This is a genomic window from Subtercola boreus (genome assembly GCF_006716115.1).
In the GTDB taxonomy this organism is placed as follows: domain Bacteria; phylum Actinomycetota; class Actinomycetes; order Actinomycetales; family Microbacteriaceae; genus Subtercola; species Subtercola boreus.
Genome location: NZ_VFOO01000001.1, coordinates 994439 through 1012138, shown reverse-complemented (window position 1 = coordinate 1012138; position 17700 = coordinate 994439). Strand labels below are relative to the sequence as shown.

The 17700-nt window shown below is 68.9% G+C and carries 16 protein-coding genes; 4 read left to right on the top strand and 12 right to left on the bottom strand.

Features of this window, described 5'->3' with window-relative positions; translation table 11 throughout:
* The first annotated feature begins 34 nt into the window (after positions 1–34).
* Both FB464_RS04720 and FB464_RS04715 read left to right on the top strand, forming a co-directional pair.
* A complete protein-coding gene (locus FB464_RS04720) occupies positions 35–832 on the top strand; it encodes an AzlC family ABC transporter permease (protein ID WP_116414879.1) in 798 nt (265 codons plus the stop codon).
* Entirely contained in the window at positions 829–1146 is a 318-nt protein-coding gene (locus FB464_RS04715) for an AzlD domain-containing protein (protein WP_425472398.1), read from the top strand. Before FB464_RS04720 ends, FB464_RS04715 begins: the two co-directional genes overlap by 4 nt.
* Positions 1147–1179: 33 nt before the next feature.
* Here FB464_RS04715 and FB464_RS04710 read toward each other — a convergent pair whose 3' ends face one another.
* The 7 genes from FB464_RS04710 to FB464_RS04680 all read right to left on the bottom strand — a co-directional run bounded on the left by FB464_RS04710 (position 1180) and on the right by FB464_RS04680 (position 8638).
* The gene (locus tag FB464_RS04710) at positions 1180–2145 is read right to left on the bottom strand and encodes a D-isomer specific 2-hydroxyacid dehydrogenase family protein (RefSeq protein WP_425472441.1); all 966 of its coding nucleotides are present in this window, start codon (positions 2143–2145) and stop codon (positions 1180–1182) included.
* 141 nt (positions 2146–2286) lie between these two features.
* The gene (locus FB464_RS04705) at positions 2287–3099 is read right to left on the bottom strand and encodes an ATP-binding cassette domain-containing protein (protein ID WP_116414880.1); all 813 of its coding nucleotides are present in this window, start codon (positions 3097–3099) and stop codon (positions 2287–2289) included.
* 18 nt (positions 3100–3117) lie between these two features.
* A complete protein-coding gene (dnaG, locus tag FB464_RS04700) occupies positions 3118–5202 on the bottom strand; it encodes a DNA primase (protein WP_116414881.1) in 2085 nt (694 codons plus the stop codon).
* A gap of 4 nt (positions 5203–5206) precedes the next feature.
* Positions 5207–6481 (bottom strand): deoxyguanosinetriphosphate triphosphohydrolase, encoded by a 1275-nt coding sequence (locus FB464_RS04695; protein WP_425472397.1) that lies wholly within the window; start codon positions 6479–6481, stop codon positions 5207–5209.
* On the bottom strand, positions 6474–7667 hold the full coding sequence (dusB, locus tag FB464_RS04690; protein WP_116414883.1) for a tRNA dihydrouridine synthase DusB: 1194 nt from the start codon (positions 7665–7667) through the stop codon (positions 6474–6476). Before dusB ends, FB464_RS04695 begins: the two co-directional genes overlap by 8 nt.
* Positions 7668–7730: 63 nt before the next feature.
* Positions 7731–7949 carry a hypothetical protein gene (locus FB464_RS04685; RefSeq protein WP_116414884.1) on the bottom strand — a complete coding sequence of 73 codons (219 nt, stop codon included), beginning with the start codon at positions 7947–7949 and terminating at the stop codon, positions 7731–7733.
* A complete protein-coding gene (locus FB464_RS04680) occupies positions 7946–8638 on the bottom strand; it encodes a DsbA family oxidoreductase (protein ID WP_116414885.1) in 693 nt (230 codons plus the stop codon). Before FB464_RS04680 ends, FB464_RS04685 begins: the two co-directional genes overlap by 4 nt.
* Positions 8639–8696: 58 nt before the next feature.
* Here FB464_RS04680 and FB464_RS04675 point away from each other — a divergent pair, with 58 nt between their 5' ends.
* Positions 8697–9197, top strand: a complete 501-nt coding sequence (locus FB464_RS04675) for an aminoacyl-tRNA deacylase (RefSeq protein WP_116414886.1) — start codon at positions 8697–8699, stop codon at positions 9195–9197.
* Between the two features lie 12 nt (positions 9198–9209).
* Here FB464_RS04675 and FB464_RS04670 read toward each other — a convergent pair whose 3' ends face one another.
* The 5 genes from FB464_RS04670 to FB464_RS04650 form a co-directional block, all read right to left on the bottom strand.
* Positions 9210–10016 (bottom strand): isoprenyl transferase, encoded by an 807-nt coding sequence (locus tag FB464_RS04670; RefSeq protein WP_116414887.1) that lies wholly within the window; start codon positions 10014–10016, stop codon positions 9210–9212.
* The gene (gene recO, locus FB464_RS04665; RefSeq protein ID WP_116414888.1) at positions 10013–10828 is read right to left on the bottom strand and encodes a DNA repair protein RecO; all 816 of its coding nucleotides are present in this window, start codon (positions 10826–10828) and stop codon (positions 10013–10015) included. Before recO ends, FB464_RS04670 begins: the two co-directional genes overlap by 4 nt.
* An 85-nt stretch (positions 10829–10913) precedes the next feature.
* A complete protein-coding gene (gene leuA / locus FB464_RS04660; protein WP_116414889.1) occupies positions 10914–12680 on the bottom strand; it encodes a 2-isopropylmalate synthase in 1767 nt (588 codons plus the stop codon).
* 138 nt (positions 12681–12818) lie between these two features.
* Positions 12819–15380: a phosphatidylglycerol lysyltransferase domain-containing protein gene (locus FB464_RS04655; RefSeq protein WP_116414890.1), complete on the bottom strand. Its 2562-nt coding sequence runs from the start codon at positions 15378–15380 to the stop codon at positions 12819–12821.
* Positions 15377–16690 (bottom strand): alpha/beta hydrolase, encoded by a 1314-nt coding sequence (locus FB464_RS04650; protein WP_170151914.1) that lies wholly within the window; start codon positions 16688–16690, stop codon positions 15377–15379. Before FB464_RS04650 ends, FB464_RS04655 begins: the two co-directional genes overlap by 4 nt.
* A 118-nt stretch (positions 16691–16808) precedes the next feature.
* Between FB464_RS04650 and FB464_RS04645 the strand changes: the two genes are divergently transcribed.
* Positions 16809–17696: a TIGR01777 family oxidoreductase gene (locus FB464_RS04645; protein WP_116414892.1), complete on the top strand. Its 888-nt coding sequence runs from the start codon at positions 16809–16811 to the stop codon at positions 17694–17696.
* The last annotated feature ends 4 nt before the right edge of the window (positions 17697–17700 follow it).

The window sequence follows — 17700 nt, the reverse complement described above, 5'->3', positions numbered from 1 at the left end:
AACTCTGCTGGCGCGGCCAAGACGGTGCCCGGGAATGCACAAGAATGGAGACGTGACACGCACCCCCGAGACGAGCGGCGCAGCCCGCGCTAGTCTCGCGGTCGGCATCGCCACCGCCGCCTACGGGGTGTCGTTCGGTGCACTTGCAACGGCTGCCGGCCTTGATGTCTGGCAGACGTGCTTCCTGAGCCTCCTGATGTTCACGGGTGGGTCACAGTTCGCGCTCGTCGGCGTGATTGCGTCCGGAGGGGTCGCGGCCGGACCGTCGGCGATCGCGAGTGCGGCACTCCTCGGTTCGCGCAATGTGATCTACGCCCTCCGAATGTCTCCCGTCGTCGGATCGGGCTGGATGAAACGGATCCTCGCCGCCCACCTGACGATCGACGAGTCCGTGGCTGTGTCGACCGCGCAATCGACTCCGGCCGCCCAGCGCCTCGGGTTCTGGATGACCGGAGTCCTCGTCTTCGTCGGCTGGAACATCACGACCCTCGTCGGCGCGCTCATCGGCAACCTCATCGGAGACGTCAGCGCCTACGGCCTCGACGCTGCGGCGGCGGCAGCCTTCCTCGGGCTGCTCTGGCCCCGCCTGAAGCACCTGCAGGCGCAGGCGGTCGCGGTCGCTGCAGCCGTCGCAGCCGCTCTCCTGACGCCGGTGGTCGCACCGGGGCTCCCCGTGATCATCGCCGCAACGGTCGCTGTCGTGTTCGGGTTGACGAATTGGTTGGGCGCGCGCCCGGCGACGGGCTCGACGGCGACCGGCTCGACGGCGACCGGCTCGACGGCGACGGGCTCGACGGCGACCGGCAGAGCAGAAGGCGGCACACCGTCATGACCGTGACCCTGACGCTCTGGCAGATCCTGATTCTCGCGTCGATCGCCTGTTTCGCGCTGAAGCTCGCCGGTTACGTGATCCCGCCCGCGCTGCTGTCGCGCCCCACGCCGGCGCGCATCGCGAACCTGCTCACCGTGGCTCTGCTCGCCGGTCTGATCGCCGTGCAGACCCTCGGGCAGTCACAGTCTCTGGTTCTGGATGCCCGGGTCCCAGCTCTTGTCGTCTCCGCCGGGCTCTACGCGCTCAAGGTCCCGTTCATCGTCGTGGTGGCCGTCGCGGCACTGGTGGCGGCGGGCATCCGACTGGTCACCTGAGCGGGAGCCGCCGCGCAGACTCCCCGTGGAACCTCAGTATCCGGCCTGGGGGTCGACGACACCCACGAACGCCCCGTCGCCGAGGAACGCGGTGACGTTCTGCTCCAGACGCGCCGCAAGCAGTGGCGCGATCATTTGGGGCGTGTCGGCGCTGTGCGGCGTGATGATTAGGTTCGGAGCCGACCAGAGGGGATGACCGTCGGGCAGCGGCTCCGGGTCGGTGACGTCGACGCCTGCACCGGCGATCTCGCCGGAGACGAGCGCCTCGACGAGAGCATCCGTGTCGATGAGCCCTCCGCGGGCGATGTTGACCAGGTACGCCGTCTTCTTCATCAGGGCCAGTTGGCGCTCCCCGATGAGGTGCCGGGTGCCGGGGGTTGCGGCGGCGGCCACGATGACGAGGTCGGCACCCTGCAGAACCTCGTCGAGATCGGCCGAAGCGACCGTTCGGTCTGCACCCGGCAGTGGATCGGCGCTCCGGCGCACGATGGTGGTGTCGACGTCGAACGGGGCGAGGAGCCGCAGCAGTTCGACCGCGATCCCCCCTGCGCCGATGATGACGACGTTGCGCCCGTAGAGGGAGTCCCCCGTCGACTCGCCCCAGGATGTCGCGCGCACCCGCTCGGGGATGCGCCGGAGGAGCGCGAGGGCCAGCATGAGGGCGTGCTCGGCGACCGGCTGCGCGTACGCACCTTTGGCGCTGGTCCAGAGCAGGTGGGGCCTGTCGTGACTCTGCAGCACTTCGGCGAAGGCATCGACGCCCGCCCACGGCAGCTGCACCCACTGCACCTGGGGGTTCGCGTCGAGAGCCACGCCGAGGTCGCTCGCGGAGTCTGAGGTGAGCCAGACGATGCCGCGGGTCGCGCCAGAGAGCTCGGCGACCTCTCCCCCAGCCGACTTCACGGCATCGACGAACAGCGCTCCGGGTTTCGGGAGGATGGCGATCGGCCCGGCGGTCGGGCGGAGCTCCGCGCTCACGGGGACGGCGTCGACGCTCAGCACGGCACGGTGCTGGCCCGCGTTCGGTCCGGCGACGTCGGGCTGGTCAGAGCGGGAGGTGCTCACGGAGAACCTTTCGGGCGAGGGCGAAACTCGTTGGCAAAGGACAGGGGCGAACCCGACCGCCGGGCATCCGGGCCGTCAGCGTTCCGGGCTGCCCATCGTCTTCGCCAGGCTGGCGACATACGGATGCCTCGGATCGGAGAGCACCTCGTCAATTGTACCGACGCCCACCACGACGCCCTCGTGCAACACCACGATGCGATCCACCGACCGGCGGAGCACCTCCAGGTCGTGGCTGACGATCAGGGCCGTGGCGCCGCGCTCGCGCTGCATGGCGACGATGACATCGATGATCGGGCCTCGGATCGAGACATCCACCCCGGCCGTGGGTTCGTCGGCTACGAGAAACACGGGATCGAGGATGAGCGACCGGGCGATCGCGACGCGCTGGCGCTGACCGTTCGAGAGTTCGTGCGGGAGCTTGCGGGCTGTTCCGTTCGGCAGCAGCAGGGCATCCAGAAGCGTCGCGACTTTCAGGCTCGCGGCTTTCTCGTTGTAGCGCTTGTCCCGGGAGAAGATCGGCTCGGCGACCAGTTCGGCGACGGTCAGGTTGGGCGCGAAGTCGCTCCCGGTGCTCTGCGGCAGGTAGCCGACGCCGAAGGTCAGCCGGTTGAACCTGCGGCCGCGCACACCCTTCCGGAGGTCGAAACCGAGCACCCGGAAGTCCCCGCCGGTGACCCGTGGACTGACGGCGCGCGACTTCGCACCGGCCAGGCCCGACGCGACGAGCCCGAAGGTGGACTTGCCGGAACCGCTCGACCCGACGAGACCCACGATCTCTCCCGGTTCGATGCGGAGACTCACGCCGCGCACCGCCGTGTGCGCAGAACTGACGCTGTGGGCGGGGTACTCGATCGTCACATCGGACGCGAGGAGAACGGGCTCAGCCATGACTGCGAGCTTAACCGTTCAGTCTGATTTCAAGGAGCGCCGCTCCGCCTCCAACTGCACAAGCTGGATTTGGAGGGTCCGACGCTCGTCGGGTTGCTCGGTGGCGCTCGTCCGCGTGAAACGGCTCAGCACCTCCGCTTTGCGCGACTCGAGATACCTCATGATCAGGTCAGTCGTCACGCGTCGGAGGTAGACGTCGAGCTCGCGTTCCGGCCGCTCGGGCACGGGTGCCACGGCGAGTTGTTCGACGAGGGTGACGTAGGGTGCGCCGACGCTGCCCACGATCGTCGCGACCCAGTCCGGGCGCTCATAGTCGTCGATCGACGACGCGATCGCGCTCCGCACGGCCGCGAGCGACGGATCGCTGAAGCCGACGACGGATGCCCGGGCGAGCAGTTCGCGTCCGACGACCTTGGGGTACTGCAGCATCGCCATGAGGGCGTCACGCTCGAGGCGCACGGCGGTGGTGCTGGGCAGTTGTGTGAGCGAGATCTGGGGAGCTGGCGGGGCGCTCTGCTGCTCGCCCGGCGCTTCGAGCCGCTCCGGGTAGCCCGGCTGTGCGCGAGAAGAACCAGCCTGGCCCTGGTCGGGGCGGCGCTCGGCCATGGGCGGCTGGCCCTGCTGGCCGGCTTGGCCCTGCTGACCGGGCTGGCCCTGCTGACCGGGCCGACCCTGCTGGCCGGCTTGGCCCTGTTCATGCCGGCGAGTTCCCTGGCCCTGCTCGGGCCGTCTGCCGCCTTGGGCAGACCCGCCCTGGGTAGACCCGCCCTGCGCTCCAGCCTCCCGGCGCCGCGCGTTCTCGACGGCCCGCGAGACCTCGCCGAGGTCGACGCCGAGCATTCCGGCGAGCTCGCGGGTGTACCCCGGCCGGAGCGCGGGGTCACGGATGTCTGCGACGATCGGTGCCGCCTCGCGGAGCCCGGCGGCCCGCCCTTCGACCGTGTTGAGGTCGTAGTTCGAGAGCTTCTGCCGGATCACGAATTCGAACATGGGCTTCTTCGACGTGATGAGGCGACGCACCGCGTCGTCTCCCCGGCCGAGCCGGAGGTCGCAGGGGTCGAGTCCGTCGGGGGCCACCGCCACGTAGGTCTGCGCCTCGAAGCGGGACTCCTCGCTGAAGGCGCGGAGGGCGGCCTTCTGCCCGGCGGCGTCGGGGTCGAAGGTGAAGACGACCTCACCGAGGCCGATCGTGTCGTCTCCGAGGATGCGGCGGATGATCTTGATGTGGTCGACACCGAACGACGTTCCGCAGGTCGCAACGGCGGTCGTGACCCCCGCGAGGTGGCAGGCCATCACATCGGTGTAGCCCTCGACCACGACCACCTGCCGGGCACGGGAGATGTCGCGCTTGGCGAGGTCGAGACCGTAGAGCACCTGGGACTTGTGGTACACCGGCGTCTCGGGAGTGTTGAGGTACTTGGGGCCCTTGTCGTCGTCGAACAGGCGTCTGGCGCCGAAGCCGACGGTCTGCCCGGTCTGGTCGCGGATCGGCCAGACCAGCCTGCCCCGGAACCGATCGTAGGAACCGCGTTCGCCCGCACTGGTGAGCCCGGCGAGAGCGAGTTCCTCGGCGGTGTAGCCCCGCGACCGGAGGTGTTTGCCGAGGTTGTCCCAGCCCTGCGGGGCGTAGCCCACGCCGAACCGCTGGGCTGCGGCGGCGTCGAAGCCTCGCTCGCCGAGGAAACGCCTGCCCGTGTCGGCGCCCTCGGTCATGAGCTGTTCCGTGAACCACTCCCTCGCCGCTTCGTTCGCCGCCAGGAGGCGGGCGCGATTGGTGTGGCCACTGGCCGAGCCGCCGTCTTCGTAGTGCAGCTCGAACCCGATCCCGGCGGCGAGGCGTTCGACGGCCTCACTGAAGGTGACGTGGTCGATCTTCTGGAGGAAGGTGAAGACGTCGCCGCCCTCCCCGCAGCCGAAGCACTTGTAGTAGCCGACCTGCGGCCGGACGTGGAAGCTCGGCGAACGCTCGTCGTGGAAGGGGCAGAGACCCTTCATCGACCCGACGCCGGCGCTCTTCAGCGTGACGAACTCCCCCACCACGTCAGCGATGTTGATGCGCGAGCGCACCTCGTCGATGTCGGCGCGCCTGATCAGCCCGGCCATGCCGTCAGACCCCGGCCAGCCGGGTGTGCCATGTCAGGGCGGACTGGTCGGTCAGGCTCGCCACCTGGTCGACGACGACCCGTTTGCGCTCGGTGTCAGAGCCTGCGGCCACCCAGTCCGCGGCGAACGGCGGCTCGAGGTGCTGCTCCCCCGACGCCAGCAGGGTCTCGGCGAGCTCGACCAGGAGGGCGCGCTGCGCCCGGTAGATGGGCTTCCGTTTGGTACTCGACATCACGAAGGCCGCGACGATGCCCTTGAGCACAGCGATCTCCGCCGCGACCGGACGCGGAACGACCACGTTCGCGCTGTAGCGGATGAGACTCGCCGCCGGGTACGCCTCGCGGGTGGCCTGTGTCGCCGAGCCGGCGAACCGCCCGATCAGCTGGCTGGTGAGGTTCTTGAGCTGCGCCTGGGCGATGCGGCTGCCGTTCCAGTCGTCCATCCAGACATCGAGCGAGTCGAGCCGGTCGAAGGCGGCGATGAGTTCAGCGTGGCTGAAGGATCCGCCGACCCACGAATGCATGCTCGTCACGAGGGCGTCGTGGTCGACCCGGCTGCCGAGCGCGGGCACGTCGACATATCCGTTCAGCACCGCGTCTTCGAAGTCGTGCACAGAATAGGCGATGTCGTCGGAGAGATCCATCACCTGCGCCTCGACGCAGAGCACCCCCGCGGGCGCACCCTCCCGCAGCCAGCTGAAGACCGGGACGTCGTCGGCGTACACCCCGAACTTCTGTCGCCCGCTGGCGTCGGTGACGGCCTCTGCCGCCGGCCACGGGTACTTGCAGCTGGCGTCGAGGCTCGCCCGCGTGAGGTTCAGCCCGAACGTCTGCCCGTCACGCCCGAACACCTTCGGTTCGAGCCGGGTGAGGATACGGAGGCTCTGCGCATTGCCCTCGAACCCTCCGATGTCGTCGGCCCACTCGGAGAGGGCCCGCTCTCCGTTGTGGCCGAACGGCGGGTGGCCGAGGTCGTGCGCAAGACAGGCCGTGTCGACCACGTCGGGGTCGAGCCCGAGGCTCGACGCGAGTTCACGGCCGACCTGCGCCACTTCGAGCGAGTGGGTCAGGCGGTTGCGGGCGAAGTCGAGGTCGGCCGCGGGGCTCAGTACCTGGGTCTTCGCGGCAAGACGGCGCAGAGCGCCGGAGTGCAGCAGCCGCGCCCGATCCCGGGCGAAGTCGCTGCGACGGCTGTAGTGCTCCTCCGGCAACGGGCGTTCCGTGTCGACCCGGTCGTAGCCGTGCGGCGGGGCGATGACCACGGTCTCGGCGTCAGCCACCGCTGTGCTCCAGCTCGGCACCCGCGAGGGCGCGGAGCCCGGGAGTGTCGAGCGTGCGCGAAGTGAGCCAGCCGTCGGGCAGGGTCGGCTTCTTGGGCCGGCCGGCACGACCCCGCGGACCCTCGGCGTCGACACCCGGATAGGGCAGGGAGCCGTCGAGAGTGGCCAGCAGGTCATCCATCTCGGCGAGCGAGGTCACCATCGCGAGTGCTGTGCGGATCTCGTGCCCCACGGGGTAGCCCTTGAAGTACCAGGCGACATGCTTGCGGATGTCGCGGCAGGCGTGCTCCTCGCTGTCGTAGAACTCCGTCAGCAGCACGGTGTGCCGGCGGAGGGCAGCAGCGACCTGGCCGAGCGGGGGGTGGGCTCGGGCCGCGAGGGCCTCCTGCTCGGAGATCTCGCCGTTGCGGGCGCGGAACGCGGCAGCGAGGTCGCCGAAGAGCCACGGCCGGCCGAGGCAGCCGCGCCCGACGACCACACCGTCGCAGCCGGTCTCGTCGACCATGCGGAGCGCGTCGTCGGCAGACCAGATGTCGCCGTTGCCGAGCACCGGCACATTCGTGATCGTCTCTTTGAGCTTGGCGATGGCCGACCAGTCGGCCTGGCCCGAGTAGAAGTCGGCCGCGGTGCGGGCGTGCAGGGCGATGGATGCCACACCTGCACCCTCGGCGGCCCTGGCTGCCTCGAGGTAGGTGAGGTGGGTGTCGTCGATACCCTTTCTCATCTTGACCGTCACCGGGATGTCACCGGCCGCGTCGACCGCGGCTTCGACGATCGAGCGGAAGAGATCGCTCTTCCACGGCAGTGCTGAGCCGCCGCCACGCCGGGTCACCTTCGGAACCGGGCAGCCGAAGTTCATGTCGATGTGGTCGGCCCGGTCTTCGGCCACGAGCATCGTCACAGCCTCCCGCATCACCTTCGGGTCGACACCGTAGAGCTGGATCGACCGGGTGCTCTCGGAGGGATGGTGCGTGATCAGCCGCATCGATTCGGGCGTGCGTTCGACGAGAGCGCGCGACGTGATCATCTCGCTGACGTAGAGCCCGGCGCCGTATTCTCGGCAGAGCCGGCGATAGGCGGTGTTGGTGATTCCGGCCATGGGCGCGAGAACGACCGGCACGTCGAGGGCGATCGGGCCGATGGAGAGTTTCCGCCGGGCGGCGGTGGAGGGTGCAGGTGCGGACATCGGTTCAATTCTCCCAGAGTTTCGGAGCGCCGACGCCGTCGGTGGTGTAACTGTGGAGAATCGTCAGTTCTTCTCTCCTGTGGAGGAGAGGGTCGCATCAGCGGGCGCGCACACCCCGTCGACGCCGCAGACCATTCCCTCTGGGGTGATCCCACCGAGGAGCGCCGTCACCGGCGAGAGCAGCGGCGTCACTGCGGGCGGCATCACCGCGGGTCGCGTCACGATGGACGGCACAACCGCGGGCGGCGTCACCCCGAGCGCCGCGTCGGCCTCGCTCGTCACGAGGCCACCGCCTGGCGCTCCTCGGTCAGCTGGGCGAGCAACTGGCTGAACGTCGCCGCATCCTGTGCCCCCGACACGCCGTACCGCTCGTCGAACACGAAGAACGGTACGCCCTGGATGCCGTAGGCCACGGCCTGCGCCTGGTCGGCCTTCACGCCGGCGAGGTACTCGTTCTCGCGGAGGGAGCGCAGGGCATCCTCCTGGTCGAGCCCGATCTCGGCGGCAAGATCAGCGAGATCCTCATCACGGCCGACGTGGCGGCCCTCTTCGAAGTAGGCCTTCAGCAGGCGTTCCTTTGCCTCGAGCTGCAGGCCGTGCGCCTTTGCGTAGTGGATGAGCTGGTGCGCCTTCACCGTGTTCGTGTGCTGGAGCGCGTCGTAGTCGTAGTGCAGCCCCACGTCGGTGGCGATGCCGGTCACGCGCTCGAGCATCTGGGCCGCCTGCTCCGGCGCTATGCCCTTGTGCTTCGCGAGGAAGTCCGTCTCGTTCCCCTCGAAGTCCACCGGCGTATCGGGTGAGAGTTCGAAGGAGTGGTACTCGACCTCGATGTCGGATGCCCCGCTGCCGGCCGCTTCACGATACGAAGCGTTGCCGTTCTCGAGCTTGCGCTTGCCGATGTAACACCAGGGGCAGGCGATGTCGCTCCACACGTCGATCTTGATGGGTGTCGTGTTCACGGAATCGCTCATACCTTGGCCAACGACCCGCTCGGGAAGCCTATTCCCCGAAGTGCTGTTGGATGGAGACATGAGCGATGACACAATCCTGCCCGTCGGCCGCCACCGGGTCGAAGCGGATGCCCGGAAGCGCGGCCTCGCGATCGAGATCGTCGAACGGCCCGCCGCCGGGAGCCTCGACGAGGCGGCCGCGCTGCTGGGGCTCCAGCCGTCCGACATCGTGAAGTCCCTCGTCGTGAAGCGGCACGACGGCGACTACCTCTTCGCCCTCGTCCCCGGTGACCGGCAGATCAGCTGGGCGAAGCTCCGCGCGCTCGTCGGTGTCAACAAGCTCTCGCTGCCGTCCCCCGAGGCGGCGCTCGAAGCGACGGGCTACGAGCGGGGCACCATCACCCCGCTCGGCAGCACCACGGCGCTGCCGGTCTTCGCCGACGAACGGATGACCGGCCGCCGTGTCGCGCTGGGGGCAGGTGAGCACGGCCACTCCCTCTTCACCGAAGCGGATGCGCTGCTCGCCGCCCTCGGCGCCACGATCGCCGACATCACCGACCCCCTCAAGCCCCGCACGTAGCAGCCAGCAGGCTCACGGGCCGGTGGGGGTGTCGACGGCGCCGCCGAAGCGGCGGGTGCGGCCGGTGTAGTGGTCGATCGCCTGCCAGAGATCCGCGCGGGTGAAGTCGGGCCACAGCCGATCGAGGAAGACCATCTCCGCGTACGCCGACTGCCAGAGCATGAAGTTGCTGGTGCGCTGCTCGCCCGAGCTCCTGACGAAGAGGTCGACGTCGGGCAGATCGGGCACGTAGAGGTTCTTCTGGATGAGCTTCTCCGAGATGCCCGACGGCTTCAACCGCCCGGCCGCCACCTCGACGGCGAGCTTCTGCACAGCATCCGTGAGCTCGTTGCGCCCTCCGTAGTTGACGCACATCGTGAGCGTCAGGGTCGAGTTCGAGGCGGTGAGCTGCTCGGCAAACTGCAGCTCGTTGATGACCGACGCCCAGAGCCTCGGCCGACGGCCGGCCCAGCGCACCCGCACGCCCCATTCGTTCAGCTGGTCGCGGCGGCGGTGCAGCACCTCGCGGTTGAAGCCCATCAGGAAGCGCACCTCGTCGGGCGAGCGCTTCCAGTTCTCGGTGGAGAACGCGTAGACGCTGAGGTGCTTCACCCCGATCTGGATGGCGCCGGCGACCACGTCGAGCAGCGCCGCCTCGCCCGCCTTGTGGCCCTCCACCCGCGTCAGACCGCGGGCATTCGCCCAGCGGCCGTTGCCGTCCATCACGATCGCGACGTGCTTCGGAACCTGCGACACCGGGATCTCCGGTGGGTACAGGCCGGTGTAGTCGAGGGGCCTGAACTCCGCGGCCAGGGGTGAGGTCTTGCCGACTCGGCTCATACGATCGGGGCTTTCGGTGTGGGGGTGAAGGTTCCGGATGCTGCGTGGCGGGCCAGTTGCGCGTCCCGGAGGGTCTTCACCGGTTCGTTCGACCGGTCCACGTGCTGCAGCGAACGGAGCCCGCGCTCCAGGTGCCACTGCGCGTACGCGGCCACGATGCCGCTGGCCTGGGACTTGACCCGGTCTGCCGCGGCGTCGGCGAGGATCCAGTCACCGGAGAGCAGCGCGCTCAGCAGACCGAGGGTGTCGGGGTCGAGCCGGGGCGTGCCGGGTGGGGCGAGTTCATCGCTGACGACACCGCCCAGCTGCACGACGAAGGCCGAGTGCGGGCCGGGAGCCCCGGAGACCGCGCAGTCGAAGAAGCTCGGCGCCCAGCCCGCCATCGACAGTGCGCGGAGCAGGTAGGAGTCCAGCGTCAGGCTCGAACCGTGCTCGCCCCGCGACAGCGAGCGGAGAGCTCCCACGAGGAGGAGGTACTGCTGCTGCGTCGCGTCGGCATCCGTCAGCTTGTCGGCCGTCTCGACCATCGCACTCGCGGCGGTGTAGCTGCCGTAGTCCGAAGCGATCTCTGCGCCGTAGGAGGCGATGGTCACCGCCTGCGTGATCGTGTCGAGCGTTCGCCCCTCGAAGAACTGCACGTCGGCGACCATGAACGGTTCGAGCCGGGCGCCGAACTTCGACGCCGTGCGGCGCACCCCCTTCGCGACGGCCCGGATCTTGCCGTGCTGGCGCGAGAGCATCGTGACGATGCGGTCGGCTTCACCCAGCTTGTGGGTGCGCAGCACGACGACTTCATCACGGTAGAGGGGCACCCACCCATTATCCTCCGCACCGCTGACAGTGCTGGGAGGCGCCCCTCTCGAACCGGCTGAGCCGGCCCAGGTGATGCCGAATCAGCTAGGCCGAAGCCAGCTCCCGGTCGCGACCGGTGACCCGGATCGCCCGGTTCACCGCGCTGACCACGGCCTTCAGCGATGCCGTCGAGATGTCGGCGTCGATGCCCACACCCCAGAACGTCACGCCCTCGACCTGGCATTCCACGTACGCTGCCGCGAGGGCGTCGCCACCTGCGCTGAGAGCGTGCTCGACGTAGTCGAAGACGCGTACCTCGACGCCCTCCTGGCCGAGCACGTCGAGGAACGCCGCGATCGGTCCGTTGCCGCCGCCCACGAGGGAGCGGGACTCGTCACCGACCCGCAGGTCGACCGCGAGGGAGGTCTGGCCGGTCAGGTCGCTCGACGTACTGGTGCGGGTGAGCTCGAAACGACCCCACCTGTCTTCGGCACGGGAGGACGGGGCCGGCAGGTACTCGTCCTGGAAGATGTCCCAGATCTGGTCGCTCGTGACCTCGCCGCCGTCGGCATCCGTCTTGGCCTGCACCACACCGCTGAACTCGATCTGCAGGCGGCGCGGGAGGTCGAGCTTGTGGTCGTTCTTCAGCAGGTACGCGACCCCGCCCTTGCCCGACTGCGAGTTGACCCGGATGACCGCTTCGTACGAGCGGCCGAGGTCTTTGGGGTCGACCGGCAGGTAGGGAACAGCCCAGAGCAGCGAGTCGACGTCGACGCCCTGCGACGCGGCGTCGGCCTCCATGGCCTCGAAACCCTTCTTGATCGCGTCCTGGTGGGAGCCGCTGAAGGCCGTGTAGACGAGGTCGCCGGCCCACGGATGACGCTCGGCCACCTTCAGCTGGTTGCAGTACTCGACCGTGCGGCGCACGCCGTCGAGGTCGCTGAAGTCGATCTGCGGGTCAATGCCCTGCGTGAACATGTTGATGCCGAGGGCGACGAGGTCGACGTTGCCGGTGCGCTCCCCGTTGCCGAACAGGCAGCCTTCGATGCGGTCGGCCCCGGCCAGGTAGCCGAGCTCAGCCGCAGCGACAGCCGTGCCGCGGTCGTTGTGCGGGTGCAGCGACAGGATCACGTTCGAACGGTGCGCGAGTCGACGCGACATCCACTCGATCGAATCGGCGTAGACGTTCGGGGTCGACATCTCGACGGTGGCCGGCAGATTGACGATCACCTTCCGCTCGGGAGTCGGTTCGAAGATCTCGATGACCTGGTTGGTGATCTCGAGCGCGAAGTCGAGCTCGGTGCCGGTGTAGCTCTCAGGGCTGTACTCGTAGTAGATCGTGGTGCCGGGAATCGTCGCCTCGTACTGCTTGCAGAGCCGCGCACCTTCGAGCGCCAGGTCGACGATGCCCTGCCGGTCGCTCCGGAAGACGACATCGCGCTGCAGGATGCTCGTGGAGTTGTAGAGGTGCACGATGGCCTGCTTCGCGCCCTTCAACGACTCGAAGGTTCGCGAGATGAGGCTCTCCCGGGCCTGCGTCAGCACCTGGATCGTGACGTCGTCGGGGATGGCGTTCTCATCGATCAGGCTGCGCACGAAGTCGAAATCGGTCTGGCTGGCGCTCGGGAAACCGATCTCGATCTCCTTGTAGCCCATGCGCACCAGCAGGTCGAACATGATGCGCTTGCGCTCGGGGTTCATCGGGTCGATGAGGGCCTGGTTGCCGTCACGGAGGTCGACGGCGCACCAGCGCGGAGCCTCGGTGATCGTCTTCGCGGGCCACGTGCGGTCGGGCAGATCGACGGCGAACGTCTCGTTGTACGGGCGGTACTTGTGGATCGGCATGACCGATGCGGTCTGGGTGTTCTTCATGGCTCTCTCCTGCTGTCTTCTGGGGTCTGGCCGGGGGGCGAAATGCACGCGCCGGACTCCGCGACGGGGAAGGCCTGGCTAAGACCCGTCGCGGCAGCTAAGAAGCAGGAGACCGAAAGACACCCTTGCAGGCTAGCACTACGAACCGCGGGTGAGGAAGCCGAAGGCGTGCCGGGCCGAGAATGTCGGCACATAGGCGCGGGCCAGGCTGACGCCCACCACCGGGAGCGAGAGCGGATCGGCATACGCGAGGTAGAGCGGCACGCGAGCGGGCTTGAACTTCTGCTTGAACGACAGCAGGGACTGGAACCCGTAGACCGGCTCGAGCGCTCGGCCCAGCACGGAGAGGAGCGCCTGGGTGGCGCCCTCCTGCCGCTCTCCGCCCTCCGGGGCTCCTTGCGCGAGCGGCGCCGCTGAGAGGCTCACGAAGTCGAGGCCCGACTCCTGGGCGCGAAGGATGGTCTCGGCGATCAGGAACTCCATCACGCCGTTCACCGAGTCCGGCCGCCGCCTCATGAAGTCGAGGGTCCACCCGCAGACCTCGCCGCGCCGGTAGCTCGGCAGCCAGCTGGTCACGCCGAGCACGGAGCCGTCGGTGTCGACGGCCAGCATGAGCCGCACATCCGGATCGGTGAGCTCGTCGAGTCCGCCGAGCGTGAACCCCATTTCGGGCAAGTCCTTCTCGGCGACCCAGAGCTCGGAGATGTCCCGCACCTGGGCGATCTGCGAGGCGCTCAGCCGGGCGAACGACGTCCACTCGGCGGTGATGCCGAGCTTCACGGCCTTGTTGATGGCGGTGCGGATGCCCTGCATCTTCTTGCCCTCGAGACTGAACGACGACACCTCGACGACAGCCTCCTCGGCGATCTGCATGAGCGACCAGTGCATCTGGCGGAAGTGCGGCACGAGGTCGCCCGAGACCGCGTAGAACACCGGCGTCCAGCCATGGTCGGTGCAGTACCTGGCGAAGTCCGCGATCGCTCCGGCCCGGTCATCCGGAGCGCAGAGCGGCTCCCCCGTCGCGATGGCGATGCCGTTGATCACCCGGTAGGCGACCGCGGGAGCTCCCGGCTCCGGCCCTTGGAACCAGTAGTGGTGCCCGGTCCAGGTCGCCATCCAGGAGAGCGAGCCCGTCACCCCGGAGTGCAGGAGCGACCGGATCCGCGCACTCGCGTTCGCCTCGGAACCCACCTTCAGCCGGCTGATCGAGAGCGCCGCCGCGGCGATGACGATGAGCCAGAAGACCGGCCCCACCCATTCGTAGAGCAGGCGCGTCGCATCACTGGACGGCAGAACCTCGGAGCGTTCGAGGGAGAGGAAGCCGACAGGCATGAATCGCTCGGGCAGATCCGAGAGGAGGTCACCGATGGTCACCGCGGGGGCGAAGTCGTTCCGGAGCAGCCAGGCGACCGACAGGTAGAGCGAACCGACCACGGCCAGGGCCGCGGCGACGACCAGGAAGAAGCGGGGGGTCGCACCGGAGGAGAACTCGGTGGGGAAGATGCGGAGCGACGAGACGAGGAGGCCTGCGATCAGCAGCGGCAGGACGATGGAGATCACGACGGAGACGCTGTGCTGGTCGAACTGGCCGTTCGAGAGGTCGAAGAACGTGTTCGCGCCGAGCGAGGGGAAGACCCCGTAGTAGGTCACCCCGAGCACGGCGAGAAAGAGGTTGACCGCGACGGCGAGCCAGAGCGCGACCCGTCTTCCCCGCACGATGCCGAGGGCGGAGACGAGCAGCACGACGAGCGGGAGGAGCGTGACGAGCACCGGTCCGACGCCGTCGAGCCGCGCCGCGGCGACGGCATCCGAGCAGGCTTCGCTGTACTGCCCCGACACGCAGGCGGCGGCGATGTCCGCCTGGCTCGAGAGCGTGTCGCGAAAGAGGAGGCCCAGGGGTTGCAACGGCCCGAAGCCGTTCGGCGAGACGATCGTGATCAACGGGCCGACCGCGGTGATGGCCACGAGCGAGGCGAGCAGCGACCGGAGCTCGCGGTGGCTGCTGCGGGTGACCCGGCGCGCTGCCGGCCCGTGCTGGCGACGGCGGAGGTACATGCCGAACAGCAGCCCGACGACCGCGGCCAGAAGCCGGTAGAGGTCGGACGGCAGGCCCGAGTAGAGCACGAACATGAGGAGGGCCGCGAAACCGAGGACCCGGATGCGCCGCCGGAGCAACGGACCGGCAAACGCACTGGCGGCCAGAATGGCTCCGACCACGGGGATGAGCGGATCGATCGTCGCCATCGACCGCACCTGCTCGGCCACGATCACCCCGAGCCAGATGCCGAGGCCCTGGAGCGCCAGGCCGAGGGCGGTCGCGACCACCGCCACCGTGAGGTAGACCATCACGGTGCGCCAGGTGCCGAGCAGTCGTTCGGCTGCCCCGAGCACGATCAGGATGATCGGCATCAGAACGACGATGTGCAGGGCCCGAGCGGCGAACAGCACGCTCGTGATCCCGGCGAACCAGTGGTGCTGGCTGACGACCTGGTCGAAGCTCAGCGACAGCAGGCTCCCGAAGAGCCGGCCGAGAGAGGCGCGGAAGACCATCTGCAGGATGCCGACGGCGATCGCGACGCCGACGATCACCCAGGTGAACGGTATGGAGGCGGCCCAGCGGCCGACCGAGCCGAGCCACCGACGCCTTTTCGCGGGCGCCTTCACCTCCGCAGGCAGGGCTGCCGTCTGGGGCGCCGTCACGTGGCGAGCCCCCAGTGCGAGGAGAGGAGCGCGACGCCGCGGGCGAACGCGTAGGTCGCCGTCGTGTAGTCGTGGGCACTTCCCGGTGCCTCGAAGAAGGTGGTGGTCATCCCGGCCGCCTTCGCAGCAGCCGACACCTCTAGAGCCGTCGTTCGGAACTCGGCGTCGTTCTCCCCGACGGCGAACACGGCGAAGCTCCCAGCGTAGGGTGTGTGTTCCTTCAGGATCGTGAGCGGCTGCGCAGCCGTGTAGGCGGCGAGGCTGCCCGCGAAACCGGAGTCGATCGTCTCCTGCACGGTGCTGCCGTTGGTCGGCACGAGCTCGCCCGAGATGTCGAGCAGCGCGCCGAAGAGCTCCGGATGCTCGGCGCCGAGCTGGACGGCGCAGGTGCCGCCCTCGGAGAATCCTGCGATCGCCCACTGGTCTGGTGGGTCGGCGACCGGCAGGTGCGCGGTGATCCAGGCGACGACATCGACAGTGAGGTAGGTGGCCGCGTTGCCGAGCGCGCCGTCGACGCACATCGGGTTGTTCTCGGGGGCACCGAGCTGGTCGGGACTGACGACGATCGGGGCGAGCCCGTGGTGCGCCTTCGCGAACGCGTCGAGCGACTCGGCGAGGTGGCCGGAGACGAGAGGGTCCGCCGGCGCTCCGGGCTGGCCCGAGAGCGCGATGACGACAGGCAGCACCGGCGGGTTCGCCACCAGGGCCGCTGGGGGAAGGTAGACCAGGCCGTCCCGGGCGTCGAACCCCGACACCGTTCCCGGGATCCGCACGCTGGAGATCGAACCCGCCGCAGGGAGGTTGGAGGGCGGTACCCAGCTGGCCTCGAGGGGCATCGGAAGGGTGGTCGCTCTGCCGAGCGCCGGCAGCGTCGAGGTGTCGTAGGGGCTCACCCCGGCCAGCGACTGCAGGGTGGGGTAGGTTCCGATGTCGATGTTGATGCTCATCGCACCCGTGGCGAGGAAGACGAGCACGCCGACGATGCCGAGCAGCTTCCGGCGGAGGCGGCCCGCCACGACGGAGCAGAACCCGAGGGCGACGCCGGCCACCGAGACGGCGATCCAGGCCCGGGTCACGAACGAGAAGTCGACACCGAAGAGGTTCAGCAGGTCATCCGTGAACCAGGTGAGCAGTAGGCCGGCACCGGCGCCGACCAGCATCGAGACGACGGCGACCGTGACCCAGCGGCCCCGGAGCCAGCCCCGGTTCGGCCGCACCAGGAGGAGGCAGAGAGCGAGGAGGGCCGCGACGGCGTAGACCGCCCAGACGACGGGACCGTCGACGATGCTGGCGCTCCCGAGAGAACCCATGCCACAACCTCGATCTGTACTGCTCTGCCCCCAGAGGCCCCGGTGGAGCGCCGACGCCCAGTGTGCTGGGCCAATCTGAATGTAGTCTGTAGAGACCGAACCGGAAGGCCGTGACGCCATGCACATCCTCATCTCCGGTGGGTCGGGGTTCATCGGCACCGAGCTCACCACGCAGCTCCGAGACGCCGGCCACACGGTGGTGCGGCTTGTGCGACACCCGACCCGCGCCGCCGACGAACGCATGTGGGACCCGGATGCCCGGTGGCTGAACCAGGAGACGGTGGAACACGCCGACGCCGTGATCAACCTCTCGGGAGCATCCATCTCCCGCCTGCCCTGGACGCTGTCGTACAAGCGCACGATCCTCGATTCCCGGGTCAATGCGACCACCACCCTCGCGGCAGCGATCGCCCGGGCAGAGAACCCCCCGGCGGTCTTCCTCAGCGGATCGGCCGTCGGCTACTACGGCGACCGGCCCGGTGAGGTGCTGACGGAGCAGAGCGCGATGGGCGAGGGCTTCCTGCCGAAGGTCGTCGACGCCTGGGAGCGCGCCTCACAGATCGCGCTACCGGCCACCCGGGTCGTGAACTTCCGCACGGGGGTGGTGCTCGGACCGGGCGGCCTGACGAAGACCCTCAGCCTGATCGCGCGGCTCGGCGGCGCGGGTCCTCTCGGCTCCGGTGCGCAGCACTGGCCCTGGATCAGCCTGTACGACGAGGCTGCAGGCATCCGGCACCTGCTCGAATCGAAGCTGAGCGGGGCCGTGAACCTCGCCGCGCCGACCCCGGCGACCGCCGCCGAGGTGATGCGCGCGATCGCGGAGCAGGTGCACCGCCCCTACTGGCTGCCGGCGCCGGCGTGGGCCATCAAGGGAATCCTGGCCGATGCGGGCAGGGAACTCATCCTCAGCGACCAGAACGAGTCGTCGGAGCTGATCGCTTCCGACGGGTTCACCTTCAGGGACACCGACCTCCGCCAGACGGTCGCGAAGGCGCTGGCCGGCTGAGGCA

What these genes read in the sequence shown, in the direction of transcription:
- FB464_RS04645 (WP_116414892.1), top strand. Translation starts at nt 16,809, where the DNA reads ATGCACATCCTCATCTCCGGTGGGTCGGGGTTCATCGGCACCGAGCTC.
- leuA (WP_116414889.1), bottom strand. Translation starts at nt 12,680, where the DNA reads ATGAAGAACACCCAGACCGCATCGGTCATGCCGATCCACAAGTACCGC.
- FB464_RS04705 (WP_116414880.1), bottom strand. Translation starts at nt 3,099, where the DNA reads ATGGCTGAGCCCGTTCTCCTCGCGTCCGATGTGACGATCGAGTACCCC.
- FB464_RS04670 (WP_116414887.1), bottom strand. Translation starts at nt 10,016, where the DNA reads ATGAGCCGAGTCGGCAAGACCTCACCCCTGGCCGCGGAGTTCAGGCCC.
- FB464_RS04680 (WP_116414885.1), bottom strand. Translation starts at nt 8,638, where the DNA reads ATGAGCGATTCCGTGAACACGACACCCATCAAGATCGACGTGTGGAGC.
- FB464_RS04720 (WP_116414879.1), top strand. Translation starts at nt 35, where the DNA reads ATGCACAAGAATGGAGACGTGACACGCACCCCCGAGACGAGCGGCGCA.
- FB464_RS04675 (WP_116414886.1), top strand. Translation starts at nt 8,697, where the DNA reads ATGAGCGATGACACAATCCTGCCCGTCGGCCGCCACCGGGTCGAAGCG.
- FB464_RS04715 (WP_425472398.1), top strand. Translation starts at nt 829, where the DNA reads ATGACCGTGACCCTGACGCTCTGGCAGATCCTGATTCTCGCGTCGATC.
- dusB (WP_116414883.1), bottom strand. Translation starts at nt 7,667, where the DNA reads ATGTCCGCACCTGCACCCTCCACCGCCGCCCGGCGGAAACTCTCCATC.
- dnaG (WP_116414881.1), bottom strand. Translation starts at nt 5,202, where the DNA reads ATGGCCGGGCTGATCAGGCGCGCCGACATCGACGAGGTGCGCTCGCGC.
- FB464_RS04650 (WP_170151914.1), bottom strand. Translation starts at nt 16,690, where the DNA reads ATGGGTTCTCTCGGGAGCGCCAGCATCGTCGACGGTCCCGTCGTCTGG.